Origin of the sequence: Amycolatopsis sp. NPDC024027, assembly GCF_040638975.1 — a bacterium.
In the GTDB taxonomy this organism is placed as follows: domain Bacteria; phylum Actinomycetota; class Actinomycetes; order Mycobacteriales; family Pseudonocardiaceae; genus Amycolatopsis.
The window spans coordinates 124,993-149,530 of the sequence record NZ_JBEZYY010000001.1; the positions used below are offsets into that span (position 1 = coordinate 124,993).

A 24,538-nucleotide genomic window follows, 5' to 3' on the forward strand; every position below is an offset into this window, starting at 1 on the left:
CCGTTCAGCCGGCGAGCCGCTCGGCGATCAGCCGGATGACCGCCGCCGCTTGGTCGTTCAGGTAGAAGTGGCCGCCCGGGTACGTCTTCAGCTCGAAGGCCGCCGACGTCCGCTCCGCCCACTCCCGCGCCTCGGCCTCGGTGACCTTCGGGTCCTGGGCGCCGACCAGCGCCACGATCGGGCAGCCGACGTCGGGGCCGGGCCGGTAGTGGTAGAGCTCGGCGGCCTTGTAGTCGCTGCGCAGCGCGGGCAGCACGAGGCTGCGGATGTCTTCGTCGTCCAGCACCGACGTGTCGGTGCCGCCGAGCCGCTTGACCTCGGCCAGCAGTGCTTCGTCGTCCTTCTCGTGGATCCGCTCGTCGCGGGGCGCCGACGGGCCTCGCCGCCCGGAGACGAACAGGGTGAGCAGCTTCGTCCCCCGCGCTTCGAGCCGCCGCGCGACCTCGAAGGCCAGGCTGGCGCCCATGCTGTGGCCGAAGAACGCCACCGGCCCGGTGGTCTCCGGGGCGAGCACGTCCGCCAGCCGGTCGGCGAGCACGAACAGGTCGTCGACCGGGGCTTCGGTGTGCCGGTCCTGCCGGCCGGGGTACTGCACGGCCAGCACCTCCACCGCGGGCGCGAGCGCCGCCGAAACGGGGTGGAAGTAGCTCGCCGACCCCCCGGCGTGCGGGAAGCACACGAGCCGCGCCGACGCCGACGGCGCCGGGTGGAAGCGCCGGACCCACGCGGAGGCGTCGAGGGAAATCGTCATGGCCCCCAATCTGGCAGGCCGCCGCGCCGGCGTCGACCCCTGACGTGCGCGGCGGGCCCCCGGGATGCGGCCGGGGGCCCGCCGGTGCCCGATCAGCCGGGCACCCTCACTCCGCCCGCCACAGCGCCGGGACGGCCGGGGGTTCCCAGCCGGGCTGCGCGGTGTGCGCCTGCAGGCAGACGTAGCCGCGGCCGCCATAGGTGACCCGGGCGCCCGCCGCGTACGCGCTGCCCACCGCCCAGGAGGTGCCCCCGGGCGGGGTGGAGGAGGTGGGTGTCGGCCGCGTGGACGTCGGTGTCTGCGGGACGTCGAGCACGAAGTCGAAGGCCGCTTCCTTCGCCGAGCCGTTGTCCCGCACGGTCATCAGCAGCCGCGCGTCGAAGATCGTGTCGGTGTTGTTGCGCGGCTCGCCGGGGAAGTAGAGCTGCGTGGTCACGACCGGCCGGCCGGGTGCCTGCACCTTCACGTGGATGTGCCGGGTCCGGCCCGGGTAGAGGCCCGGCACGATCGTGGACAGCGTGAACGCGCCCTGGGCGTCGGTGTACTGGTGCCCGCGGAAGGTGTAGCCGGTGTTGTCGTAGGCGCCGTTGACGTCGGCCTGCCAGAAGTCCAGCAGCGCGCGGCCGACCGGCAGGCACGCGCGGCCGAAGACGTAGCCGGTCACCGTCAGCCGGGTGCCCTGGGTGCCGGGCGTGACGAGGTTGGTCCGTTCCGGCGAGTTCGGTTTGAAGTACGGCCCCTCGGTCTGCTCGATCGTCGGATCGTCGTCGTCGTGGCACGCCGGCGTCAGCTCCGGTGCCGTGCCGCCGACGGCGTTCGCGCGGGCCAGCGCCGGGCCGCCGAGCAGCGCGACCGGCGCGGCGACACCCGCGGCGAGCGCGGCCTTCAGCACCGTCTTGCGGCTGAGCTTGTTCTCCTCGTCCATGCCTGCTCCTCGTGGGATCGGGGGATCCCTCGAACGTAGGCAGCGCACGGGCGGGCGGCGATGGACTGGATCGGTCAGTCGTGGTGCTTATCCCCGCCGCGCCGGAAGTCCCCGGGGCTCAACCCGGTCTCGCGGCGGAAGAACCGGCAGAAGTAGGCCGGGTCGGCGAACCCGACGCGGCTCGCCACCTGCCGGACGGTGAGATCCGTCCGGAGCAGGAACCGCTGCGCCTCCCGGGTCCGGGCCTCCCGCAGCAGCTGCGCGGCGGTGCGGCCGGTCGCGGCCTTCACCGCCTCGGTGAGGTGGCCGGGGGTGACGCCGAGGCGTTCGGCGTGCGCGCGCACCGACCACGGCCCCGGTCCGGGGTGGCCGGTGAGCCGGACGAACTCCGCCGCCACCGCGCCGGCGGGTGCGGGCGGCGGCGTTCCCAGCAGCCGTCCCACCCGCACGACCAGGACGTGGACCAGCGCCCGCAGCACCGACTCCGTGCCCGCACCGCCGCAGCAGTACTCGTCCTCCAGGTCGGCGATCAGCCGCGTGACCCGCGCGTCGGCGGGCTCGTCCAGGTGCAGCCACGGCCGTTCGCTCAGCCGCCGCAGGAGCTCGCGATCGGCCGGGTGGTCGAGGAGGAAGTCGTCGGTGAACAGCACGACGTGCCCGGTGAGGCCCCGGACGCCGGCCCACTGGTGCACCTGACCGGGCGCGATGACGCCGAAGTGCGGCGGGCGCAGCGGCCAGCGCGCGGTGTCGACGACGTGCGCGCCGGTGCCGCCGGTGACGTGGACGAGCTCGTGGAACGTGTGCCGGTGGGGGAAATCCGCGCGGGACAGCGGCCCGATCGTGTCGAACGTGCCGACGGCGAACGGGAGCGTGTGCGGGGCGGGGACCTCGAGCCGGTGCATCGGCAGCTCCCCCGGCCGCGGAGGCCGGCAGGGCGTCCCGGGCGGAACCGTCGTACCGCGCATGGCCCGCAAGTCTAAGTCGCGCCTCGCGCGATTCGCCGGTTTTGCCCCGATGATCGCAATCCGATCGTCGGGTACCGGACAGCAGAACGGGGCTGGTCCACAGTGGACCAGCCCCGCCCGGTGGTACTGCGTTACCGCGTCACGCGCGGCTGCGGCGCCGGTTGAGCAGCAGCATCAGCGCGCCGCCGCCGAGCAGCAGGCCGCCGATGCCGAACGGAACCGCGGCGTCGACACCGGTGTTGGCCAGCTCGCCACCACCGGAGGGGGCACCGCCGGGCGTGCTCGGCGCGGTGGTGGCCGGGGTGGCGGGTGTCTCGGTCCAGCTCGCGGGCGCCTTCGCGGCCACCTCGGTCTTCTCCGAGTCGGCGACGATCAGCGACTGCGCCGGCTGCTTCGCGTAGTTCTCCGCGACGAACAGGCGGCCGGTGTCCAACTCGCCGGTGGCCTTGAGGGAGAACGAGCCGGCGCCCGGCTTGGTGCCGGCCGGGACGTCGACGAACAGCTTGCCGCCGTCCTTGACGTCGGTGGCCTTCAGCTCCTTGCCGTCGGCGTCGGTGACCTTGACGCCGTCGGGCAGCTCGGTGGTCAGCGACGTGACGGCACCGTTCGTGGCGACCTGGAACGGGCCGACCTTGGTGCCGGCCGCGCCCGCGGTCTTCGGCCCCGCGATGTCCAGGACCGGCTTCGGCTGCGCGCCGATGCCGGTGTTCTGGTCGCCGATCAGGTAGCTGTACAGCGCCGCGACGTCGGCGTTGGCCTCAGCCGAGTTGTCTCCCTCGGCCAGCGGCTGCTTCAGGTTGAGCTTCACGCCGTCGCTGAAGTGCCACACCGCGGCCTGCGTCGCGGCGATCCCCTCCTGCTCGGAGACGCCGTCGTGGACCTTGACGCCCTGCTTGCCGAGGGCGGCCTCGATCGCGTCGAGCTTGATGCCCGGGTAGCCGTGGTGCAGCACCCAGTTGATCTTGTCGCTGTTCTTGGTGAACGGCGACGAGGCGTCCGGGTACTTGTTCCACGGCGTCTCGACCATGTCGACGTCGGTGCGCATGTGGACGCTGATCTGCACGCAGTAGAGCTTGAGCGACTTGCCGTCCGACAGCTTGAAGTCGAAGAGCTTGGCGATGGGGTCACCGCCGCCTTCGAGGCTGATCCGGTAGCCGACCGTGGACGCCTTTTCGATGACCCGGCCACGTGCGGCGCCGTCGTCCGCGAGGGCGGAGGGGGCGCTGACCATGACCGCGGCGGCCGCGGTGAGCACTGCGATCCCGCCACGCGCGAAAGCTGACCTGACCTGCATAAATCTCCTATCCGAGCCCGAACCACGCCGTTAGGGCCGCGTGAGATCACCAATCCCGACCACGGCGGCCACCGATTCGGGTGAGTGATCACCCGGTCAAGCGAATCGCAGCATACACAGACCTCACAGAGGGCTACACACGGTGCCCCCATAAACACCATTCACTTTCGAGAATCCCCTGAATGGGGCGCGAATTCAGGCGCCGAAATACCCGCCGAACAGGATTTCGGCGATCTTCGTGGTGGTCTCCCGGCCGACCTCGTCGCCGCCGGAGATCACCCGGGTGTCGTTCATCAAGGCCAGGGTGTACCGCTCGCCCGGCCCCGCGAAACCGACGGAGTTCATGATCCACGAACCGTCGTCGTTGTCATCTGACCAGCCGTTCTTGTTCCCAGGCCGGGCGGCGGGCCCGGCGCCCCAGACGCCCCACTGCTGGTTCGCGTCCACGGTGCGCAGTTCCCCGACGAGGTGGTCGCGGAGCCGCGCAGGCAGGGTCAGGACGTATTCGATCAGCCGGTCCAGGTCGTCCGCCGTGGTGCGGATCCACCCCCAGTGGTGCGGGTGGCGATCACTGAACCGCATGTCGGTCATTCCGTATGCCGGAAATCGCCGCGCGAACTCGGCTTCGCCGCCGAAACGGGTCCACAGCGCGTGGGCGGCGGCGTCGTCACTGGAATGGAGCATCCGGTGCATCGAGTCGCGGTCTCCGGCGGTCAGCTTGATCGCGCCGGAGTCCTCCCGCAGCAGCAGGTCGACGGCCATGGCCAGCTTCGGCGTCGAGCAGGCCCAGATCAGCGTGCCGGCGGCCGGGCTGCGGTGGACGGCGCCGGTCCGGCGATCCCGGAGCACGATCCCGGTCACCCCGGGCCGGCTGTCGGCGTAGGCCTGCGCCCGCGCGATCCGCGCCCGCAGGTCCGGGCCGAAGGGGTCGGCGTCCCGCGGGCCACCGCCCCCGCCGGCGGCCGGCGACGGCGCCAGCGCGAAGGCCGCCAGCAGCGCGGTGAGCAGGAGCTTGCCCATGGAGTCTCCCGGGTGAAGGCGAGCGGGTGGTTCCGCCCTGAAGACTCGCACGGACGACGAGGGGGCGGCGAGCCCGCTCGGCTCACCCGGCAGCGGCCGAGGCCGCCGCGCTGTCCAGCACGGCGGCGACGACCCCGATCAGCGCGTACGCCCTACGGGTTGACGGTCAGGAGGTGGGCCCGGAAGCCCTCGCCGTAGATCTTGGTCGGCGTGCCGGTGTAGTCCTCGATCAGCACGTTGCCGCCACTGCAGCCCCACGGGTTCCACGTCCAGGCCGTGTAGCCGAGGTTGTGCGCGTCCAGCCAGGCCAGCACCTGGTCGACGTAGTCGTGCCCGCAGCTGTTCTGCCCGATTTCCCCGGCCTGCACCGGGACCTGGGCCGCGACCGGCCCGATCTGGCTGTCCCAGCAGGACACCGTGACGCAGGCGTTGAAGTTGTAGGAGTGCCAGGACGCCATCAGGTTGCCCGCCGGGTCGGCGGGCCGGTAGGTCAGCCACTGCGTGAGGTCGTTGGTCCAGGTGAGGCCGGCGGTCATCACCACGTTCTCGGCGCCGGTCGCGCGGACCGCGTCGACCAGCTCCTGCATCCCCGCGACCGGGTAGCCGATCCCCGTGCAGGTGCCGCCGTCGCGCAGGCACTTCCACTCGGCGGCCGCGTCGGACCAGCCGCCCGCCGCGTCCGGGTAGGGCTCGTTGAACAGGTCGAACACCACGGCGTCGTCACCCTTGAACGCGGTGGCGACCTGGGTCCAGAACGCCGGCGCGTACTGCCGGTCGGGCATCGGCTTCTGGCAGGTCGCGTTGACGTCGGTGCAGGCGGAGGAGTTCCCGGTGTACTGGCCGTGCGTCCAGTGCAGGTCCAGGATCGGGTTGATCCCGTTGGCCTCCAGCAGTTTCGCGTAGTCCTTGACGGCCTGCTGGTAGGGGGCGCCACTGGGCGAGCCGGACAGGCCGAGCCAGCAGTCCTCGTTCAGCGGGATCCGCACCGCGTGGATGTTCCACGCCTTCATCGCGTCGACCGACGCCTGGTCGACCGGGCCGCTGTCCCACATGCCCTTGCCCTGCACGCAGGCGAATTCGCCGCTGGACCGGTTGACGCCGAGCAGCCGGTAGGTCTTCCCGGCGGCGGTGAGCAGCTTGTTGCCCGAAACGTGCAACGCGGGTGCCGGGCCCGGCGGTGGTGTCGTGGTCGTGGTCGTGGTGGGCGTCGTCGGGAGCGTGCTGGGCGTCGTGGCCGTGGTCGGCGGCGTCCCGGTGCACGCGGCGCCGTTGACCGCGAAGTCGGTGGGCGTGGTGTTGGTGCCGCTGTAGGAGAAGTTCGCGCCCGTGTTGACCGAACCGCCGGCCGGGATCGTGCTGTTCCAGCTCGCGTTGGTCACGGTGACCCGCTTGCCGGACTGCGTCCACGTGCCCATCCAGCCCTGCTGGAGGGTCTGGTTCCCGGCGTAGGAGTAAGTCAGCGTCCAGCCGTCGACCGCCGCGGAGCCGACGTTGGCGATCCCGACGGTGAGGCTGAAACCGCTTCCCCAGTCGTTGGCCGAGTAGGTGACGCGGCAGGCGAACGCGGCGCTCGTCTCACGCGCGGACGACACCGCGGTCGTCGACGTCACGACCACCCCGGCGGCGACCGCGAGCCCGGCAACCGCAAGCACGGCAGGACGTTTTCCGGCTCTTCCCCACATCGGCACTCCCTTGTGCACACTGGCGGCGAAGCTTCTGGGAGCGTTCCCAGAGCACGGTCACACCGTCGCTTCCCCGGCCCCGGGTTGTCAATCTCCCCCGTCGACAAAGCGGCCGATTCAGGCGAACAGCGTCCGGCGCGTTCGCCCATCGCACGCAGCCGTCTCCCCCGGCCGGAGTCCGTGCCCCGCCGCTACGGCCGCCACGGGCGGTAGCCGCCGGGCTCGGCCGTGAAGACGGCTTCCCCCTGGCCGAGGGCGGGCAACCGGCGCCGGAAAGCCGCGGTCGCGGCCGCCGGCAACGAGCCGTGCAGCCGGACGACGCCGGCTTCGGCCACCGGCGGCTCGCACACCGCCTCGAGCTTGGCCAGCGCGATCACCGCCGCGCCGGCGACGTGCTCGGGCACTTCGAGGTCGAACCGGTCCACCGGCTCGTACACGCGGGTCCGCGCCCGCGCGAACGCCAGCGAGAGGAGCCGCGCGGTGACTTCGCGGAAACCACCGGCCGTGCTGAGCGGCGGCTGGAACCCCGAATGGGTCAGGGTGACGACGCAGTCGGTGACCTCCCAGCCGTGCGGCCCGCACCCCGCCGCGCGGTACACCGTTTGCTCGATGGCGGTGTGGAAGGCCCGCGGGAGCGAGCCGCGTTCGACGCCCAGCTCGTACCGGACGCCGCTGCCGGTCCGGCCCGGAGCCACCCGCAGCCCGACCGTGGCGACCGGATCGGTGGGTCCGAGCCGGTCCAGGAACTGGACCGCTTCGCCCACCCCGACGGGCTTTTCGACGTGGATCGGCGCCGGCGGCGCGAAGGTGGCCACCAGCCCGAAATCCTCGCGCAGCCGCTCGAGGAGCACCTCGATCTGCACTTCGCCGTAGGTCCGGACCGACAAGGCGCCGCGGTCGACCCGCAGGCCGAGCAGCGGGTCCTGGTCGCACAGCTCCCGCAACGCCCGGTGCAGCCGGGTTTCCTCGCCGGGCCGCGCGGTGACGACCGAAACGAGCCCGGGCGGCGGGAACAACCCGGCGTCCGCCACGCCGTCCGGGGAACCGAGCCGGTCGTCGACCCGGACGTCGCCGAGCCCGGACAGCCGGATCAGGTCCCCCGCGTCCGCACGGGTGACTTTGACGCCCGCGAGTGTCATCGCCGTTATCCGTCGCCGGCTTCGCTCGACCATGCCGTCTCCGGTCCGCCGGAAGAGCTCCACCCGGTCGCGCACCCGCAGCGTCCCGCCGTGCACGCGGGCGTAGGCGATCCGGTCGCCGCCGCGGCCGCGTTCGATCTTGAAGACGGTCGCGCGGAGCTCGGCGCCCGGCACCGCGGTGGGCAGGAAGTCCACGATCGCGGTCACGAGCTCGGGCACGCCGGCGCCGGTCACGGCCGAGCCGAGGAACACCGGAAACGCTTCGCCGGCCGCCACCTGACGACGGAAAAGGTCATCGGCGATCCGCGGCCGCTCGCGAACGGTGATCTCCGCGCTGCCGGCCGCCTCGACGGTCACCATGGGCACCATCGCGCGCGACAGTTTCTCCCGCAGGCTTTCGAGCGCCCCGGCCGGATCGGCTCCGGCCTGGTCGAGCTTGTTGACGAACACCAGCGTCGGCACCCGCAGCCGGCGCAGGATGCGCCAGAGGATCCGGGTGCTCGCCTGGACGCCGGCGGGCCCGGAGACGACCAGGACGACGCCGTCGAGCACGCCGAGCGCGCGTTCGACCTCGGCGACGAAGTCGGCGTGCCCCGGTGTGTCGATGACGTTGACCGTCCGGTCGCCGGCCCGGAAGGAGACCACGCCGGTGCTGATCGTGATGCCGCGACGCCGTTCGATGTCGAGGGTGTCGGTCCGGGTGTTGCCGTCGTCGACGCGGCCGAGCGCACCGACCGCGCCGGTGTCGAACAGCAGCCGCTCGGTCAGGCTGGTCTTACCGGCGTCGACGTGGGCGAGAATTCCGATGTTCAAAGAGGGTTCGGGCAACGAGGGCTCCAGTTTCCGCAACGCGTACTCGGGATTCGGCGGTGTTGCGGATCTGGCGCATGGTGCCCCCTCACGGATCGATCGAAGCCGGCCCGACCGTAGCCGACGGATCGGCGGGGGGCCAACGGATTTAACGGCCGGTCGAGTATTCGGCGAAGATTTCGCCGAGGACGCGCTGCGCTTCCCCGGCCTCCTCGCCGGTCCGGGCCGCGGACACGAGCGTCTTCCAGAGCGCCCAGCCGCGTCCGCGCGCCCACGTTTCGTCGTCGACGCACAGGCGTTCGCGGAACGCCCGCCGGCCGTCGGCGGTCAGCAGCGTCCAGGCGATGGCCGTGTCGCAGGACGGGTCGCCCACCCCGCAGGTCCCGAAGTCGATGACGGCGGTCAGGTTCCCGCCGGCGAGCAGGAGGTTTCCGGCGGCGACGTCACCGTGGAACCAGACGTCCCGGCCGTCCCAGCGCGCGGCCAGCGCGGCCGCCCAGATCTCGCGGGCCAGGCCGGTGTCGATCCGGCCGCGCAGCGCCGTGAGCGCGCGCTCGGCCTGCGGCTCGTAAGTCCGCAAGGTGGCGCCCCGGAACCAGTTGTGCTTTCCCGGCCGGGGCCCGTCGGTGGCCTCGACGTCCTGCAGGGCGGCCAGGAAGCCGCCCAGGTCGGCGGCGAAGCGGACGGGGTCGGAAATCCGGTCGGGGGCAGCGGGTTCGCCGTCGAGCCACGGGTGAACCGACCACGGAAAGGGATAGTCCGCGCCGGGCCGCCCGTTCGCCAGCGGGACCGGGACGGGCAGCGGCAACCGGGGAGCGAGCACCGGGAGCCACCGCTGTTCCTTGTCGACCGCCAAGGCGTATTCGGCCGCGCTGGGCAGCCGCGCCACCATCTCGTCGCCGAGGTGGAAGGTGCAGTTGTCCCACCCGCCGTGGGACACGGGCCGGACCGGAAGGGCCGCCCACCGCGGGAATTGTTCGCCGATCAACCGGCGCACCAGATCGGGGCCGACGATGCGGCGCTGTGGCACGGGACCGAGGTCCGGGACGCCGTCCGGCTTGATCATGGAGAACAATATGCCAGCGATATCCCGCGCTGCCTAGGATCCGCTCGTGCACAGGCGCCCCGGGCTCAGCGCGCGGCTGAAACTCACCATCAGCTACGCCGGGTTCCTCATGCTCGCCGGCGGGGTGCTGCTCGCCGTCGTGCAGGTGTCGCTGCTGCGCTACGTGCCGGACAACGACCAGGGCCTGCTCGGGATCGCTCCGAACCGGTACCTCCTCACGCGCATGTTCGCTCCCGCCGCGGCCACCGCGCTCGGCTTCCTGCTGCTGTTCGGGCTCCTGGGCGGCTGGCTCCTCGCCGGCCGGATGCTCGCCCCGCTCACCCGGATCGCGGACGCCGCCCGGCTGGCCGCGCACGGGTCGCTGTCCCACCGCATCCGCCTGACCGGCCCCTCCGACGAGTTCCGCGAGCTCGCCGACGTCTTCGACACGATGCTCGCACGACTCGAATCCCAGGTCGGCGAGCAGCAGCGGTTCGCCGCGAACGCCTCCCACGAACTGCGCACCCCGCTGGCCGTTTCGCAGGCCATCCTCGACGTCGCCGGCCGGGACCCGACTTACGAACGGGGCGAGCTCATCGCCCGGCTCCGCACCGTGAACACGCGGGCGATCGACCTCACCGAAGCCCTCCTGCTGCTCAGCCGCAGCGACCGGCGGCACTTCACCCGCGAGCCCGTCGACCTTTCCCTGGTCGCCGAAGAAGCCGCCGAAACGCTGCTGCCGCTGGCGGAACAGCGCCGGATCACGCTCGACGTCACCGGCAAGCCGGTCCACGCGACCGGGTCCGTGGCGCTGCTCCTGCGCATGGCGACGAACCTCGTCCAGAACGCGATCGTGCACAACGTCCCGGACGGCACGGTCACCGTCCACACCGAACAACGGCGCTACGCGAGCGTGCTGCTGGTCGAGAACTCCGGCCGGCCGCTTCCGCCCGAGCTGGTCCCGACCCTGACCGAGCCCTTCCAGCGCGGGACCCGGCGCACGCGCACCGACCAGCACGACGGCGTCGGCCTCGGGCTGGCGATCGTGCACAGCATCGTGCAAGCCCATGACGGGATGCTCGAGCTGGCCCCCCGCCCGGCCGGCGGCCTCCTCGTCACGGTCCGGCTCCCCGCCGGCCGGTAAATTCTTCGGGATCGATTCAGTAAATTCTGCTAGCCTCGCCACCTCTCGCGGCTCACCGTGGCGCCGCTCCCGCTCGACGAATTCACGAGGAGTGCGATGACTGCCATCGTCGGTGTCAAGGGCCGCGAAGTGCTGGACAGCCGGGGCAACCCGACCGTCGAGGTCGACGTCGAACTGGCGGACGGTTCGCGCGGCCGGGCCGCGGTGCCCTCGGGTGCCTCCACCGGCACCCGGGAAGCGGTCGAACTGCGGGACGGCGACAAGAGCCGGTTCCACGGCAAAGGGGTGCGCAAGGCCGTCGACGCGGTCAACACCGAGATCGCCGAGGCGATCGTGGGCCTGGACGCCGAGGCGCAGGCGACGGTCGACCGCGCGCTGATCGAGCTGGACGGCACCGCGAACAAGGCCCGGCTCGGCGCGAACGCCACCCTGGGGGTGTCGCTCGCCGTGGTCAAGGCGGCCGCGGCCGCCCATTCGCTGCCGCTGTACCGGTACGCCGGCGGTGTGTTCGCGCACCTGCTGCCGATGCCGATGATGAACATCATCAACGGCGGCGCGCACGCGGACAACCCGATCGACTTCCAGGAGTTCATGATCGGCCCGGTCGGTGCGACGACGTTCGCCGAGGCGGTGCGGATGGGCTCCGAGGTGTTCCACACGCTGCGCAAGTCCCTCCACGACGCCGGGCACAGCACCAACGTCGGCGACGAAGGCGGGTTCGCGCCCAACCTCAGCTCGGCCGACGAGGCACTGGAGTTCGTGCTGCGGGCCATCGAGCAGTCCGGCTACACCCCCGGCGAGGACATCGCCCTGCTGCTCGACCCGGCCGCGTCGGAGTTCTACACCGGCGAGGTCTACGACTACACCGGCGAAGGCCGCAAGCGCAGCGTCGAAGAGCACGTCGGCTACCTCGCCGAACTCACCGCCCGCTACCCGATCGTGTCCATTGAGGACGGTCTCGCCCAGGACGACTACGCCGGCTGGAAGCAGCTGACCGACACCATCGGCGAACGCGTCCAGCTCGTCGGCGACGACGTCTTCTGCACCAACGTGAACCTGCTGACCGACGGCATCGAACGCGGCATCGGCAACTCGATCCTGGTCAAGGTCAACCAGATCGGCACCCTCACCGAGACCCTGACCACCGTCGAAACGGCTCACAAGGCGGGCTACTCCGTGGTCATGTCCCACCGCTCCGGCGAAACCGAGGACACCACGATCGCCGACCTCGCGGTCGCCACCAACTGCGGCCAGATCAAGACCGGCTCGCTGTCCCGCGCCGACCGCACGGCCAAGTACAACCAGCTCATCCGCATCGAAGAAGAACTCGGCTCCGAAGCACGCTACGCGGGCGCGAGCACGATCAGCGGCCGCCGCTGAGCTCACCGCGGCCCGGAGGCGTCCGGACCTCCGGGCCGGTTCACCCGCGGGAGACGTGGCGCACCACCACGCCGACGATCCGCTCCCGCGGCACGAACCCGTAGTGCCGGGAGTCCCAGCTGGCCGGCCGGTTGTCGCCCAGCACGACGGCGCAGCCGCCGGGCACCACCTCGCCGCCGAGGCCGTGCGCGTCCGGGTCGGCCCAGCCGGGCGGGATGCGGTCGCCCGCCACCGCCACCACGCGCTTGAGCAGCAACTGGTTGCCCACCGGCGCTCCGCTCGGCAGCTGCGGGAAGCGCAGCAGGGCCACCTGGCCGCGGCGCGGGCGGCGGGTCCGGCGCACCAGGACCCGATCGCCGGACAGCAACGCCGGGGCCATGCTCGAGCCGTCCACCGTGGTCATGATCAGCCGGCGGCGGACGACGAAAAGCCCTGCGGCCGCGAGCAACCCGAGGAAGACCGGTCCTTTCACGACACCGCCTGGTAGCCGTCGGCCTGCAGGCGGAACAGGCGCGCGTAACCACCGCCGGTGGCGAGCAGGCTCTCGTGCGTGCCCAGCTCGGTGACCCGGCCGCCCTCGAGCACGGCGATGCGGTCGGCGTCGCGCACCGCGCTCAGCCGGTGTGAGATGAGCAGGCTCGTCCGGCCTTTCCGGTGCTCGCGGATGCGCGCGTGCACCTCCTGTTCGGCCTCCGGGTCGAGGCCGGAGCTCGGCTCGTCGAGGATCATCAGGTCCCGGCCCTCCCGGACGAGCGAGCGGGCCAGCGCCAGCCGCTGCCACTGCCCACCGGAAAGCACCACCCCGGTCGAGGTGTCCTCGGTGCCGATCTCGAAGATCCGGGTGAGCGGCGTGTCGTAACCCCTCGGCAGGGCGGCGATCCGCTCGTGCGCGCCCGCCCGGGTCGCCGCGTCCACCAGCCGGGCCCGGTCGTCCAGCGCGGACAGCTCGCCGAGCCCGATGTTCTCGGCCGCGGTCATGTCGTAGTTCATGTGGTCCTGAAAGACGGCGCTGATCCGGTCGCGCAGCGAGGCGGGCGGCAGGTCGCGCAGGTCGGTGCCGTCCCAGAGGATCTGCCCGCGCGTCGGGTCGTACATGCGGCACAACAGCTTCACGAGCGTGCTCTTGCCCGCGCCGTTGAGCCCGACGAGGGCGACCGCCGCGCCGTGCGGGATGGTGAGGTCGACCCCGCGCAGCACCCACGGGTGGTCGTCGCTGTACCGGAACCAGACGTCACGCAGCTCGATCCCCTGCCGCAGTGCGGGAACCGTGTCGCGGGACCCGCTCGGCAGATCGGGTTCCGCGCGGACCACGGCGACGTAGTGCGCGAACGACAGCAGCCGGGCCTGTCCGTTGGCGATCGACGACGCCAGCGTGCCCAGCGCGGCCTGCACCCCGGCGACGGCGGCCACGAACATGGAGACGTCGCCGGCGCTGAGCGACCCGTCACGCGCCGACGTGATCGCCCACCAGAGCCCCGCCCCGGCGACGGCCGCGCTCAGCGCCGTCAGGCCGCCCATGGTCCACAGCTCCCGTTCGTCCATGCGGCGCTGGGCTTCGTTGGCGCTGCGGCGCTCCTCCATCAGCCGCGCGCGCAGGAACGCCCCGATGCCGAACAGCCGGATTTCGGACGCGGCGGGGATGCCGGTGAGCAGCTGGCTGTAGAAGAACTCCCGCCGGGTGAACCGCTCGATGCGCCATTCCACCGCGGCTCGGCGCCGGGCCAGCAGCAGCTCGGCGAGCAGGGCGGGGATCGCGGCGGCCAGCACGACGCCGGTCATCGCCGGGCTCAGCAGGAGCAGCGAGCCGAGGAACCCGGCCAGGGAAAGCGTTCCGCTGAGCGTGCCGCCGACGCCGTCGACGATTTCCGGCATCCGGCCGCAGCTTTCCTGGGCCAGCCGCAGCCGGTCCTGGTAGGCCGGGTTTTCGAACGTGCGCAACCCGACCTGGCGGCCCAGCGCGGCGAACAGCCGGTCGGTGGCGACCGTGCTGGCCGCGCGGCCGATCTGCGCGCGTACGTAGTGGACGACCACCGGCAGCGCGGCGACGGCGAGCCCGGTCAGCACCAGCGCCACGGCGAGGCCGCCGACCTCGCCGGTGCGCTCGACGAGCCGGTCGAGAACGAGCTTGGTCAGCCAGGCGGTGGCGATCGGGGCGGTGGCCGCGGCCGCCGTCATGGCCACGAGTCCCAGCAGCCGGGCCGGACCGGACCGCCAGAGCAGCCGGGCGGCGGCCGCGCCCGCCGCCCGGATCTCGCCCGCGCCGATCCGGCGGTCCGGTTCGCCCACGGTCACCGTCCGGCGGGCACGGGCAGTTCGTGCACGCGGCCGGCGGTCGCGGTCACCCGCCCGTCCGCCACCACGTACAACGCGGGTGTCCAGGTGTTGCGGAACGCGGCGGCGACCGGGCCGCCGTCGAGCTCGGCCGTCACCACGCGGGCGACTTCGGCGAGCGCGCGCACGGTGTCCGGTTCGTCGCCGCCGAAGACGGCGAAGACGTTGTCGCGGCCCTGGGCCCGGGCGTAGGCGAGGAAGTCCGGCAGGGTCTCGTGGCAGGCGGCGCAGTCGGCGGAGAAGAACGCCACCGTGCCGGTCAGAGAGGAAAGGGTGAGCGGCTCACCACCGGTCGTGGTGACGGCGAACTCGCCGATCGCCGAACCGGGCCGCAGCGCGAAGGGCGGCTCGGACATCCCGGCGGGCTGGGCCCGCATCCGGCGCAGGATCCCGACGGTCAGGAGCAGGTTCAGCAGGCACATCAGGCCCAGCAGCACCAGGGTGGCGACGACGTAAGGCATCAGGAACTCCTTGCGAACACGACGGCGATGTCGTCCATGGCGATGACGAGCACGGCCACCACCACACCGGCGGCGAAGGCGATGGCGGCCCCCGCGACGGGCGGCTGGTGCTCCGGCGCGAGCGCACCGAGGACGGCGAAGCAGATCAGCAGGGTGTTGCGGGCCAGGTGGCGCGGGCCGATCGGGGTTTCGGTCGCGCCGAAGCAGCGGCACGGGGCACGCCGCCCGCGTCGCAGGGAAGCGGCGATGGCGGCGGTGAAGGCCAGCAGCAACGCCGAGGCGAGGACGAAGCCGGCCGTCGGGGTGACCAGCACGAGGACCGCGGAGGCCGGTTCCGTGGCCACGACGGCCACCGACACCGGCGTGACCCACTTCGCGGGCATCGGCACCAGCGCGGGCACCGAGCGCGCGAACCCGCGGAAGTCCCGCAGCTTCGAGAACGCCGAAGCGGCGAACACCACGGCGATCACTGCCGCGCCGGCGGCCCGCAGGTACTCCATGGCACTCCATCCACACCGGGTGGTGTCCGCGGGGAAGGCGGCGGACACCACCCGGCACGCTCGGACCGGATCAGCAGCTGCTGCGGACCTTGGACCACTCGCAACCGGTCTGCGGGCAGCAGAACCGGTACCAGTAGCCGGGGTGGCCCTGGGCGTTGCAGAAGTACAGGCCACTGCAGGCGGAGGCCTTCGCAGTGGGCACCACCCGGTTCAGCACGCGGTCGATCAGGCGCCCCATGGTTTCTCCCTTCGACGGTGGGTGTGTCCGCGGTGTGGGACGCGCTACCGCGATCCCGCACCGGCTGCGAGCATCGCGGTCGGTCCGTCCGCGGGCAGCAATCCCGGACGAACCCGGACGCCACCCGCCGCGGCCAGGTTTCGAACGTCGCGAATGACTCATTCGGGACCTCGGACGTCGCGAATGACTCATTCGGGACCTTGCACGCCGCGAATGACTCATTCGCGGCATCCGGTCAGCCGCCGGCCGCCACCGAGCAGCCGAGGCCCGCGGCGATCTCCGCCGATTCCGCCAGCCCCAGCTCCCGGTGGTGCTCCCGGGCCGCGAGCCAGTGCGGCCGGGCACGCTCCGGATCACCCAAGGCGGTCAGCGCCCGGGCCAGGCCCGTGTGTGCCCGGGCCGCCGCGTGCAGGCTCCCCAGCTCCACCGCGATGGCCAGCGCGCACTCGTGCGTCGTCCGCGCGTGCTCCGTCCGGCCCAGTTCCATCGACGCGTCCGCGAGGCACAGCAGCGCTTCCACGTGCAGGTCGCGGTCGCCCGCCTGCTCGGCGATCGCCGTGGCGCGGCGGAAGTAGCCACCGGCCTGCGCGGGACCGCCCGAACGCAGGTGCGTGTCGCCGATGTTGAGCAGGGTGCGTCCCGTGTCGCACAGGTCTCCGGTCTGCTGGTCGATGGCCAGCGCTTTCCGGTGGATCTCCAGCGCCTCGGCGTACCAGCCCAGCCGCCCGTAGACGAAACCGAGGTTGGTCAGCGCGGTCCGTTCGCCGGCCCGGTCGCGGAGCTCGCGGGCCAGCGTCAACGCCTCCCGCAGGAACCCCGCCGACCGCACGAAGTCGGCGTTCCAGGACGCGATCGCGCCGAGCGTGCCGAGCGCCCGGCACTCGCCGGAGCGGTCTCCGGCGCCGCGGAGGCAGTCCAGTGCCTCGTCGGCGTACCGCGTCGCCACCTCGTAGCGGCCGACCTGGCTGTGGGTGGCCGCGAGGCTCACCAGCGCGTGCCCGCGGGCGGCCGGGTCGGCCGACTCCGCCGCGCTCGCGTGCAGGACCAGCGCTTCGCTGATGTAGCCGCCGGTCTGCAGGTACCGGAACAGCAGCCGCGACAGCAGACCCGCGTGGCCGGACGGCACCCCGTGGACACCGGCGCCGATGAGGTTGGCGCGTTCGGCGTCCAGCCACGCCGTCGCCGGCTCGCGGTCGGTCAGCGGCGGGATCGGCAGGCCGCGGTCGGGGACGCGCGGCCGGTAGGCCCGCATCCGCGGCGCGTACTGGTCCATCGCGGTGGCGGTGGCGAAGGTGTAGTAGTCGAGCAACCTCGTCAGCGCGGCCTTCCGGCCGGCGGGGGCGTCCTCGTCCTCGGCCCGCGCCCTCCCGAACGCGCGGATGAGGTCGTGCAGCTCGAACCGGCCGGCTTCGCCGCGCCGCACCAGGTGCGCGGTGACGAGCCGGTCCACGATCCGGGTCGCCTCCGCCAGGCCGGTACCGGCGAGCGCGGCGATGCCGTAGGCGTCCAGGTCCGCGCCCGGGTGCAACGCGAGCAGCCGCAAGGCCCGCCGCTCCGGCTCGGCGAGCTGGTCGTACGACAGGCTGATCGACGCGTCCACGGCGTTGTCGAGCCGCAGGTGCGCGCGCCGCTGCTCGAGCCGCTCGAGGTGGTCGGCCAGCAGCCACGGCCGGTGGGCCGGCGCGGTCATCCACAGCGCGGCGAGGCTCAGCGCGAGCGGCAGCCGGCCGAGTTCGGCGGTGATCCGCCGGGCCACGGCGGGTGCCTGGTCGACCCGCTCCGCACCGACGGTGCGCCGCAGGTACGCGAGCGCGTCGTCCGGGCTCAGCACGTCCAAGGGCACGGGTGTGGCCCCGGCCGGCCCGGCGAACGCCAGGCGGCTGGTGACGAGCACCGGGCCGCCCCGCTCGCCGGGCAGCAGGGGGCGGATCTGCTCCTCGCTGCCCGCGTTGTCGAGGACGACCAGCAGGCGCCGCCCGGCCGATCGCTCCTGGTAGACCCGCGTCTTGCCGGCCAGGTCGGCGGGGATGGCGTGCCCGGGCACGCCGAGCAGCCGCAGGAAGGAGTCGAGCGCGGCGGCCGGATCGACCGGCGGCCGGCCGGGGTCGGGGTCGAACCCGCGCAGGTTCACGAACAGCGCTCCTGCGCACCGGCCCGTGCGCAGGAGCTCGTGGCCGGCCTGGATCGCCAGCCCGGTCTTGCCGACCCCGGCCATGCCCGCGATCACCGCCACCCGCCCGCCCGCGCCGTCGCCGAGCACCGCAGCCAGCCGCGCGAGTTCCGCCCGGCGGCCGGTGAAGTGCGCGACCGCCTCCGGCAGGCCGAGCTGCGCCTGGACGAAGGTCGCCGCCTCCGCGCGGCCGCGGACCACGCGCAGCACGTGCTGCCAGTCGGCGACGTAACCCGGGTCCGGGTGCAGCACCTCGACGACGGCCAGCAGCAGATCCGTGTTGGGCCGCGCCCGGCCGGTCTTGAAGCAGTCGGCGACGGTCGTGCGGGCGGTCCGCTCGCCGGGCGGCCGCCCGGCAGCCGTCCAGAGCCGGTTGACCCGCTCGGCGATCTGCGCGTACGACGGGCCGCCCGCCCACGCCTTGAGCAGCCGCAGCTGCGCGATGAGCTCGGCCAGCGTGCGTGCCTGACCGGGCTCGGGGGGTTCGGTGAACGCCATCCCGCCATGGTGACCGCGTTCACCCGGCCGGCGTCCCGGTTTTCCGGAGATCGCCGCCGGGTCGGGATCAGCCGAACAGCGCCAGATCGATCGAGCCGGCCAGTGCCCGGTAGCCCGCGTCGCTGCCGTGCAGGTGGTCGCCGGAGTGGAAGTCCTCCCGGATCCGGCTGGGGTGGTCCGGGTCGCGCCAGACGGCGTCGAAGTCCAGCACCGCGTCGAACTCGCCGCCGGTGCGGATCCACTCGTTCACCACCTGGCGTGCGGTCTCGCACCCCGGCGTGAAGGCGTCGGCGCCTTCGAAGGGCGCGATCGTGGTGGCGTAGACCCGCACCCCGCGTTCACGCGCCCGCGTCACCAGCTGCCGGTAGCCGGCGATGACGTCGTCCGTCGTCACCGGTGCGCCGGGGAACACCTTCAGGAAGTCGGCCAGCGCACCGTCGTCGCGCGGGGCGAAGGAGATGGCGAGGTCGTTGCCGCCCACGGACAACACGACGCAGCCGAGGCCCGGCGTCGCCAGCACGTCCCGGTCGAAGCGGGCCAGGACCGCGGGCCCGACACCTTCGTTCAGCAGCCGGTTGCCGCTGATGCCCTGGTTGACGACGAAACCCGCGCCTCGCGCGGCCAGCAGCTCCGGCCAGCTGTGGTGGGTGTCCGGAGTGGACCCGGCGCCGTCGGTGCGCGAGTCGCCGACCACGACGACGGCGGAGGCCGGGGCGTCGGGGACGACGTCGACCGCGGAGATGAGCGCCCGCACCGGCAAGACCGTGGCGTCCGTCGGCAGCAACGAAGCCGCGACGGCGTCACCCGGGATCGTCCAGCCGGTGTCGAAGACGGGTTCGTGGCACGTACAGGTTTCCACGCGCTCGGGCAGGTAAAGGCTCACGGACAGCTCGGTCAACGCCGCCGCGGGCAGCTCCACCGGGTCACTCAGCATCGGTGCGCCCGTGGGAATGGTGACGGAGGTGGCACCGGAGAACGTCAGCACGCGCCCGTCCCGCACGCCGCCGCCGGGCACCGCGAGGCCCACTTGCGCCGCCCCGATGGTGACGGGCGCGGTTCCGAACTCGTTGGTGAAGCGGACGCGCACCCGGCGCCCGCCGCCGCTGAGGCGCACCACCTGGCGCAGCGTCACGTCGGCGAAGGGCGGGTGGTCGTCGAGCGAGCCCAGCCCGCCGTACGGCGATTGGGGCGAGGCGCCCCAGCTGCGGACCCAGCCGATGTTCGTGTCGGTCATCTGTTGCCTCCCGTGGTCGTGCTGACCTCCGAAGGCTGCGGTGGGCCGCGCACACGGGACGCACACCGCACTCACACGCACCGCCCTCGTTGAGGCCACGAGGCCGGGCACGCGAAGATCGGGGCATGGACGGGCTTCGCATCACGCTGCTGGGCACGTTCCAGGTGTCCCGGGGTGACACGGTCCTGCCCGTCCCGGGGGCGCGGTTGCAGGCCCTGCTCGTCCGGCTGGCGCTCGCCGGCGGCCGCGCGGTCGAGCCGGGCGTGCTGGTCGACGCGGTGTGGGGCGACGAACCGCCGTCCGGCACCGCCTCCGCCCTGCAGACCCTCGTTTCCCGGCTGCGCCGCGCCCTCGCCCCGGCCGGCGGCTTGCTCGTGCAGGTCGCGGGTGGCTACCGGCTGGCGGTGGCCGACGTGGACGCCCTGCGCTTCGAGCAGCTCACCGCGGCCGGCCGGGAGCGGCTGCGGGCCGGGGACGCCGAAGCCGCGAGCGCCGCTCTCGCCGAGGCGGTGGCGTTGTGGGGCGAGCCCGCGCTCATCGCCGCCGTCGCCCCGGCGGTGGCGACCCGGCTGGCCCGGCTGTCGATCGAGGCCGTCGCCGACCTCGCCGAAGCCGAGTTGTCGCTGGGACGCGCCGAGCCGGCCGCCGCCCGGCTGACCGGGCTGCTGGCCGAGCACCCGGCGCACGAGCGGGCGGCGGCCCTGCTGATGGACGCGCTCGCGGCGCAAGGACGTCAGGCCGAAGCGCTGACCGTCTACGAGCGGGTCCGCCGGACGCTGGCCGACGCCCTCGGCGCCGACCCGGGCACCGCCCTGCGGGAACGCCACCTCCGGCTGCTGCACCCCGCCCCGGCGCCGGCTCCGGCCCCCGACCGGGTTCGGCCCCTTCCCCTGCCCGCGCCGCTGACCAGCTTCATCGGCCGCGACGACGACCTCGCGCGCGTCTCCGCTCTGCTCACGACCGGACGCCTGGTCACCGTCCTCGGCCCCGGCGGCGCCGGCAAGACCCGGCTCGCGCTCGAGGCCGCCCGCCGGCACGGCCACGACGTCCGGCTCATCGACCTCGCCTCCGTCACCGAACCGGCGAAGGTCGCGCCGGCCGTGCTCGCCGGGATCGGCCTGCGCGGCAGCGCGCTGTTCGACGCCCGCAAGCGCGCCGGGACCGACGAGCTGGCCGTGCTCGTCAGCGAACTCGGCGGCCGGGAGAGCCTGCTGCTGATCGACAACTGCGAGCACCTCATCGACGCCGTGGCCCACCTGGTCGCGACGCTGCTGCCCCGCTGCCCCGCCCTGCGGGTGCTCGCCACCAGCCGCGAACCCCTGGCCGTGGACGGCGAAGCACTGGTACCACTGGGGCCGCTCGCGCTGCCCGGCCCGGACGACGACGTCCGCGCGGTGGCCTCGGTGCGGTTGTTCACCGAGCGGGCCGCCGCCGTGCGCCCCGGTTTCGCCGTCGACGAAACGACGCTGCCCGACATCGTGCGCGTAGTGCGCGGCCTGGACGGCCTGCCGCTGGCCCTGGAGCTGGCCGCCGCCCGGTTGCGGACGCTGTCTCTGCCCGACCTGGCCGACGGGCTCGCCGACCGGTTCCGGCTGCTCACCACCGGCAGCCGCACCGCACCGCCGCGGCACCGCACCCTGCGTGCGGTCATCGCGTGGAGCTGGGAGCTGCTCGACGAGCGCGAACGCACGGTCGCGGCCCGGATCGCCGTCCTGCCCGGCGGTGTCACGCCCGCCTCGGCCGCCGCCGTCTGCGCCGGCACCAGCGTGCCCGCCGGCGAGGTCCCCGACTTGCTCGCCGCCCTCGTCGACCGGTCGCTGCTGCAGCTCGCGCCGGGCACCGGCCGCTACCGCATGCTCGAAACCATCCGCGAGTACGGCATCGAACGCCTCGCCGGCGACCTCGGCCCCGCACGCGACCTGGCCGCCGCCCACTTCACCGGGCTGATCGCCCGCCACGACGCCGAGCTGCGCGGGCCCGGCCAGCTGGCGGCCATGGCAGTCATCGGCGCCGAGTACGACAACGCGGTCGCCGCCCTGCGTCACCTGTGCGCCACCCACGACTCCGCCGCCGCGATCGCGCTGGCCCTCGCGCTGACCTGGTACTGGCAGATGTTCGGCCGTGACTCCGACGCCGGCTACTGGCTGGGCGAGGCCTTGGCGGTGCCCGGCGGCGAGCCGACGCCCAAGCGGGACTGCGCCCGGGCCGCCCACCTGCTCAGCCGCGCGGACATCCTGTCCGGGATCACCGCCGGGGAAGCGGCGGAAGACCGGGCGGAGATGCGCGAGCTGGCCGGACGGCTGCTGGCGCACCCGCGGCTGCCCGGCCACTACCGCGTGTTCGGCCCGATGCTGCTCTTCCTGCTGGGCGACGAGTCCGCACTCGCGATCTTCCGGCAGCTGGCCGACGGCGACGACGGGTGGCTGTCGGCGCTGGCCCACATGTTCCAGGCCGAGATCGCCGAAAACGCGGGCGAGCTCGACCGGGTCGGCGTCCACGTGGCGGCGGCGCTGGCCGGCTTCCGGCGGGCCGGCGACCGGTGGGGCCAGGCGGCGACGCTGCCGATGCGGGCCCAGCTGCGGCGCTACGACGAGCTCGACGGCGCGCTGGCCGACCTGCGCGAGGCTCAGGCGCTGGCGAGCGAGTTCGGCACGCTCAGCCTCGGCGACCAGCTCTACAACGACCTGCGCTGGATCGACCTGCACATCCGCCGCGGCGAAACCGGCCGGGCGCTGGCGGTGATCGGCTCGGTCCGGGAGCGGCTGCTGCGCGCGTCGGTGGCGGAAATACCCGTCCTGATCGACGGCTGGGAGGCCGGCCTGCGCGTGCGCCTGGGCGACCTGGCCGGGGCGGGTGCCCTGCTCGACGACGCCGAACGCCGGCTGCTCGTCGACACGGGGTTCCCCTCCGACCACGCCCGGGCGCTGATCGCCGGCGCGCGGTCCGCGCTCTGCCTGGCCCTGGGCGACCCGGCCGGCGCGGACCAGGCCGGGCGAGCGGCGTACGCGGCGGCGCTGGCGGCCCGGGACCTGCCGATCCTGTCGCTGGTGACGGTGCACACGGCCGCGCTCGCCGAAGCACGCGGGCGGCCGCGGGACTCGGCCGAGCTGCTCGGCGTCGCCGCCCGGCTGCGTGGCGCGCACGACCGCACCGATCCGCAGGTCCGCGAGCTCACCCACCGGGGCCGGGCCGCACTGGGCGAGGACGAGTTCGCCGCGGCGTACGCGGCGGGCTGGGAGCTGGCTGCGCCGGCAGCCGTCGCCGCCGCCGACCCGGCCCGGCTCGCGCTGTGAGCGCGGTGTGCGCGCCGTGTGCGTGACGGCCGTCAATCTCGGGGCACGTCCAAGACCTCGAGAAAGCGGTTTGTCATGCACGACGTGGTGATCGTGGGAGCCGGCCCGGTCGGTCTGTTCCTGGCCTGCGAGCTCGGCCTCGCGGGCTGTTCGGTGCTGGTGCTCGAACGGGAGCCGGAGCCGCGGTCCCCGTGGCGGAGCTTCCCGCTCGGCATGCGGGGCCTGTCGGGCGGTTCGGTCGAGGCGTTCTACCGACGCGGGATGCTGGCGCCGCTGCTGGCGGCGTCCGGTGTGGACGAACGGCCGGTCACGGACGAGCCGGCGCCGCCGCGGGCGGCCGGTCACTTCGCCGGAACGCCCCTCGACCCGGCCGACGTCGACCTCGCCCGCCTGCCCTACCGGCTGCCCAGCCCGGCGCTGGACGGCATCATGACCAGTCTCGAGGCGGTGGAGACGGTCCTGGCCGAACGGGCCGGCAAGCTCGGCGTCGAGATCCGCCGCGGGGTCCCGGTCACGGCGATCACCCAGGACGCCTCGGCGGCGGCCGCCCGGGCCGGGGAGCAGGAGTACCCGGCCCGCTGGCTCGTCGGCTGCGACGGCGGCCGCAGCACGGTCCGGCGGCTGGCGGGCTTCGAGTTCGCCGGCACCGAGCCGCAGCTGACCGGCTACCTCGCGCTGGTCACGCTCGCCGAGCCCGGTCTCCTCGCTCCGGGCTTCACAGTGACCCCGCAGGGCATGTACCTGACGATGTCCGAGCCGGGCCACTTGGGCGTCATGGACTTCGACGGCGGCGCGTACGACCGTTCCCGGCCGCCGGGCCGCGAGCACCTCCAGTCGGTGCTGCGCCGCGTGTCGGGAACCGACGTGACGATCGGCGAGGTGCACCTCGCCTCCACGTTCACCGACCGCGCGAAGCAGGCGACCACGTACCGCCGCGACCGCATCCTGCTGGCCGGGGACGCGGCGCACATCCACTCGCCCTTGGGCGGCCAGGGCCTCAACCTCGGCCTCGGCGACGCGATGAACCTGGGCTGGAAGCTCGCGGCCACGGTGGCCGAGCGCGCCCCTTCGGGCCTGCTCGACACGTACACGGCCGAACGCCACCCGGTCGGCGCGCGGGTGCTCGACTGGTCACGGGCCCAGGTGGCGACCATGCGCCCGGACCCGCATTCCCGCGCGATCCGGTCCGTGGTCCGCGACCTGCTGGCCACCCGCGACGGCACGACGTACGTCTTCGAGCGCACCAGCGGTACTTCGCTGCACTACGACCTGGGCGGCCACGGCTTGGTGGGCCACAACGCCCCGGATTTCGTGCTGGCCAACGGAATCCGCGTCGGCGACCTGCTGCAGGACGGCCTCGGCGTCACGCTCGACTTCGGTGTGGACGGGCCCTTGCGGGAGGTGGCGCAGCGGTACTCGGACCGGATCCGGTACGTGGCCGGCCCGGCGCGGGACGACCTGGGCTTCGGCGCGGCACTGATCCGGCCGGACGGAATCGTCGCGTGGGCCGGTGAACGTGTCCCGGACGCCGGTTCGTTCGAACGGGCCGTGCGCCGCTGGTTCTGAACCTGGTCTCGTCGGCGCGAGGCCGGGGAAGAGCGGGAACGGCCGCAACCGGAATGGCACCCGGTTGCGGCCGCAGGCTCCGAAGGTAGGTT

The 24,538-nt window shown here is 73.4% G+C and carries 19 protein-coding genes; 4 read left to right on the top strand and 15 right to left on the bottom strand.

The features are described from left to right. Positions 1-4: 4 nt before the first annotated feature. The 8 genes from AB0F52_RS00575 to AB0F52_RS00610 all read right to left on the bottom strand — a co-directional run bounded on the left by AB0F52_RS00575 (position 5) and on the right by AB0F52_RS00610 (position 9,652). Positions 5-751: an alpha/beta fold hydrolase gene (locus tag AB0F52_RS00575; protein WP_360163036.1), complete on the bottom strand. Its 747-nt coding sequence runs from the start codon at positions 749-751 to the stop codon at positions 5-7. 106 nt (positions 752-857) lie between these two features. Then, positions 858-1,676 carry a carbohydrate-binding protein gene (locus AB0F52_RS00580; RefSeq protein WP_360163039.1) on the bottom strand — a complete coding sequence of 273 codons (819 nt, stop codon included), beginning with the start codon at positions 1,674-1,676 and terminating at the stop codon, positions 858-860. A 74-nt stretch (positions 1,677-1,750) separates the two neighbouring features. Further along, positions 1,751-2,578 (bottom strand): AraC family transcriptional regulator, encoded by an 828-nt coding sequence (locus tag AB0F52_RS00585; RefSeq protein WP_360163042.1) that lies wholly within the window; start codon positions 2,576-2,578, stop codon positions 1,751-1,753. Positions 2,579-2,780: 202 nt separating this feature from the next. Further along, positions 2,781-3,935 carry a thioester domain-containing protein gene (locus tag AB0F52_RS00590; protein ID WP_360163045.1) on the bottom strand — a complete coding sequence of 385 codons (1,155 nt, stop codon included), beginning with the start codon at positions 3,933-3,935 and terminating at the stop codon, positions 2,781-2,783. Between the two features lie 195 nt (positions 3,936-4,130). Continuing rightward, on the bottom strand, positions 4,131-4,955 hold the full coding sequence (locus AB0F52_RS00595; RefSeq protein ID WP_360163048.1) for a serine hydrolase: 825 nt from the start codon (positions 4,953-4,955) through the stop codon (positions 4,131-4,133). A gap of 152 nt (positions 4,956-5,107) precedes the next feature. Next, positions 5,108-6,607, bottom strand: a complete 1,500-nt coding sequence (locus AB0F52_RS00600) for a cellulase family glycosylhydrolase (protein WP_360163051.1) — start codon at positions 6,605-6,607, stop codon at positions 5,108-5,110. Between the two features lie 221 nt (positions 6,608-6,828). Then, positions 6,829-8,604, bottom strand: coding sequence for a GTP-binding protein (locus AB0F52_RS00605; RefSeq protein ID WP_360163054.1), 1,776 nt, complete (start codon positions 8,602-8,604; stop codon positions 6,829-6,831). A 130-nt stretch (positions 8,605-8,734) separates the two neighbouring features. Next, the gene (locus AB0F52_RS00610; RefSeq protein WP_360163057.1) at positions 8,735-9,652 is read right to left on the bottom strand and encodes an aminoglycoside phosphotransferase family protein; all 918 of its coding nucleotides are present in this window, start codon (positions 9,650-9,652) and stop codon (positions 8,735-8,737) included. Between the two features lie 46 nt (positions 9,653-9,698). Here AB0F52_RS00610 and AB0F52_RS00615 point away from each other — a divergent pair, with 46 nt between their 5' ends. Together AB0F52_RS00615 and eno are read left to right on the top strand one after the other, a co-directional pair. After that, positions 9,699-10,775 carry a HAMP domain-containing sensor histidine kinase gene (locus AB0F52_RS00615; RefSeq protein ID WP_360163060.1) on the top strand — a complete coding sequence of 359 codons (1,077 nt, stop codon included), beginning with the start codon at positions 9,699-9,701 and terminating at the stop codon, positions 10,773-10,775. A gap of 96 nt (positions 10,776-10,871) precedes the next feature. Next, complete coding sequence (gene eno, locus AB0F52_RS00620; protein WP_360163063.1) at positions 10,872-12,155, top strand: phosphopyruvate hydratase; 1,284 nt, start codon at positions 10,872-10,874, stop codon at positions 12,153-12,155. Positions 12,156-12,195: 40 nt separating this feature from the next. On the opposite strand, the gene AB0F52_RS00625 is transcribed toward eno, so the two are convergent. The 7 genes from AB0F52_RS00625 to AB0F52_RS00655 all read right to left on the bottom strand — a co-directional run bounded on the left by AB0F52_RS00625 (position 12,196) and on the right by AB0F52_RS00655 (position 19,587). Further along, positions 12,196-12,627 carry a S26 family signal peptidase gene (locus AB0F52_RS00625; protein WP_360163066.1) on the bottom strand — a complete coding sequence of 144 codons (432 nt, stop codon included), beginning with the start codon at positions 12,625-12,627 and terminating at the stop codon, positions 12,196-12,198. Beyond that, positions 12,624-14,441: an ABC transporter ATP-binding protein gene (locus tag AB0F52_RS00630; RefSeq protein ID WP_360163069.1), complete on the bottom strand. Its 1,818-nt coding sequence runs from the start codon at positions 14,439-14,441 to the stop codon at positions 12,624-12,626. Before AB0F52_RS00630 ends, AB0F52_RS00625 begins: the two co-directional genes overlap by 4 nt. Before the next feature lie 2 nt (positions 14,442-14,443). After that, on the bottom strand, positions 14,444-14,947 hold the full coding sequence (locus tag AB0F52_RS00635; RefSeq protein ID WP_360163072.1) for a TlpA family protein disulfide reductase: 504 nt from the start codon (positions 14,945-14,947) through the stop codon (positions 14,444-14,446). Next, positions 14,947-15,447: a MauE/DoxX family redox-associated membrane protein gene (locus tag AB0F52_RS00640; protein WP_360163075.1), complete on the bottom strand. Its 501-nt coding sequence runs from the start codon at positions 15,445-15,447 to the stop codon at positions 14,947-14,949. Before AB0F52_RS00640 ends, AB0F52_RS00635 begins: the two co-directional genes overlap by 1 nt. A gap of 70 nt (positions 15,448-15,517) precedes the next feature. After that, entirely contained in the window at positions 15,518-15,685 is a 168-nt protein-coding gene (locus AB0F52_RS00645) for a hypothetical protein (RefSeq protein WP_014467740.1), read from the bottom strand. A gap of 235 nt (positions 15,686-15,920) precedes the next feature. After that, complete coding sequence (locus tag AB0F52_RS00650) at positions 15,921-18,353, bottom strand: tetratricopeptide repeat protein (RefSeq protein WP_360163079.1); 2,433 nt, start codon at positions 18,351-18,353, stop codon at positions 15,921-15,923. A gap of 67 nt (positions 18,354-18,420) precedes the next feature. After that, entirely contained in the window at positions 18,421-19,587 is a 1,167-nt protein-coding gene (locus AB0F52_RS00655) for an SGNH/GDSL hydrolase family protein (RefSeq protein ID WP_360163082.1), read from the bottom strand. A 125-nt stretch (positions 19,588-19,712) separates the two neighbouring features. On the opposite strand from AB0F52_RS00655, the gene AB0F52_RS00660 reads away from it, so the two are divergent. Together AB0F52_RS00660 and AB0F52_RS00665 are read left to right on the top strand one after the other, a co-directional pair. Further along, the gene (locus tag AB0F52_RS00660; protein ID WP_360163085.1) at positions 19,713-22,880 is read left to right on the top strand and encodes a BTAD domain-containing putative transcriptional regulator; all 3,168 of its coding nucleotides are present in this window, start codon (positions 19,713-19,715) and stop codon (positions 22,878-22,880) included. 75 nt (positions 22,881-22,955) lie between these two features. Further along, entirely contained in the window at positions 22,956-24,446 is a 1,491-nt protein-coding gene (locus AB0F52_RS00665) for an FAD-dependent monooxygenase (protein ID WP_360163088.1), read from the top strand. Positions 24,447-24,538 lie beyond the last annotated feature (92 nt).

Coding starts and splice junctions, on each gene's coding strand:
- AB0F52_RS00575 (WP_360163036.1), bottom strand. CDS start 751: ATGACGATTTCCCTCGACGCCTCCGCGTGGGTCCGGCGCTTCCACCCG.
- AB0F52_RS00580 (WP_360163039.1), bottom strand. CDS start 1,676: ATGGACGAGGAGAACAAGCTCAGCCGCAAGACGGTGCTGAAGGCCGCG.
- AB0F52_RS00585 (WP_360163042.1), bottom strand. CDS start 2,578: ATGCACCGGCTCGAGGTCCCCGCCCCGCACACGCTCCCGTTCGCCGTC.
- AB0F52_RS00590 (WP_360163045.1), bottom strand. CDS start 3,935: ATGCAGGTCAGGTCAGCTTTCGCGCGTGGCGGGATCGCAGTGCTCACC.
- AB0F52_RS00595 (WP_360163048.1), bottom strand. CDS start 4,955: ATGGGCAAGCTCCTGCTCACCGCGCTGCTGGCGGCCTTCGCGCTGGCG.
- AB0F52_RS00610 (WP_360163057.1), bottom strand. CDS start 9,652: ATGATCAAGCCGGACGGCGTCCCGGACCTCGGTCCCGTGCCACAGCGC.
- eno (WP_360163063.1), top strand. CDS start 10,872: ATGACTGCCATCGTCGGTGTCAAGGGCCGCGAAGTGCTGGACAGCCGG.
- AB0F52_RS00635 (WP_360163072.1), bottom strand. CDS start 14,947: ATGCCTTACGTCGTCGCCACCCTGGTGCTGCTGGGCCTGATGTGCCTG.
- AB0F52_RS00640 (WP_360163075.1), bottom strand. CDS start 15,447: ATGGAGTACCTGCGGGCCGCCGGCGCGGCAGTGATCGCCGTGGTGTTC.
- AB0F52_RS00645 (WP_014467740.1), bottom strand. CDS start 15,685: ATGGGGCGCCTGATCGACCGCGTGCTGAACCGGGTGGTGCCCACTGCG.
- AB0F52_RS00650 (WP_360163079.1), bottom strand. CDS start 18,353: ATGGCGTTCACCGAACCCCCCGAGCCCGGTCAGGCACGCACGCTGGCC.
- AB0F52_RS00655 (WP_360163082.1), bottom strand. CDS start 19,587: ATGACCGACACGAACATCGGCTGGGTCCGCAGCTGGGGCGCCTCGCCC.
- AB0F52_RS00660 (WP_360163085.1), top strand. CDS start 19,713: ATGGACGGGCTTCGCATCACGCTGCTGGGCACGTTCCAGGTGTCCCGG.
- AB0F52_RS00665 (WP_360163088.1), top strand. CDS start 22,956: ATGCACGACGTGGTGATCGTGGGAGCCGGCCCGGTCGGTCTGTTCCTG.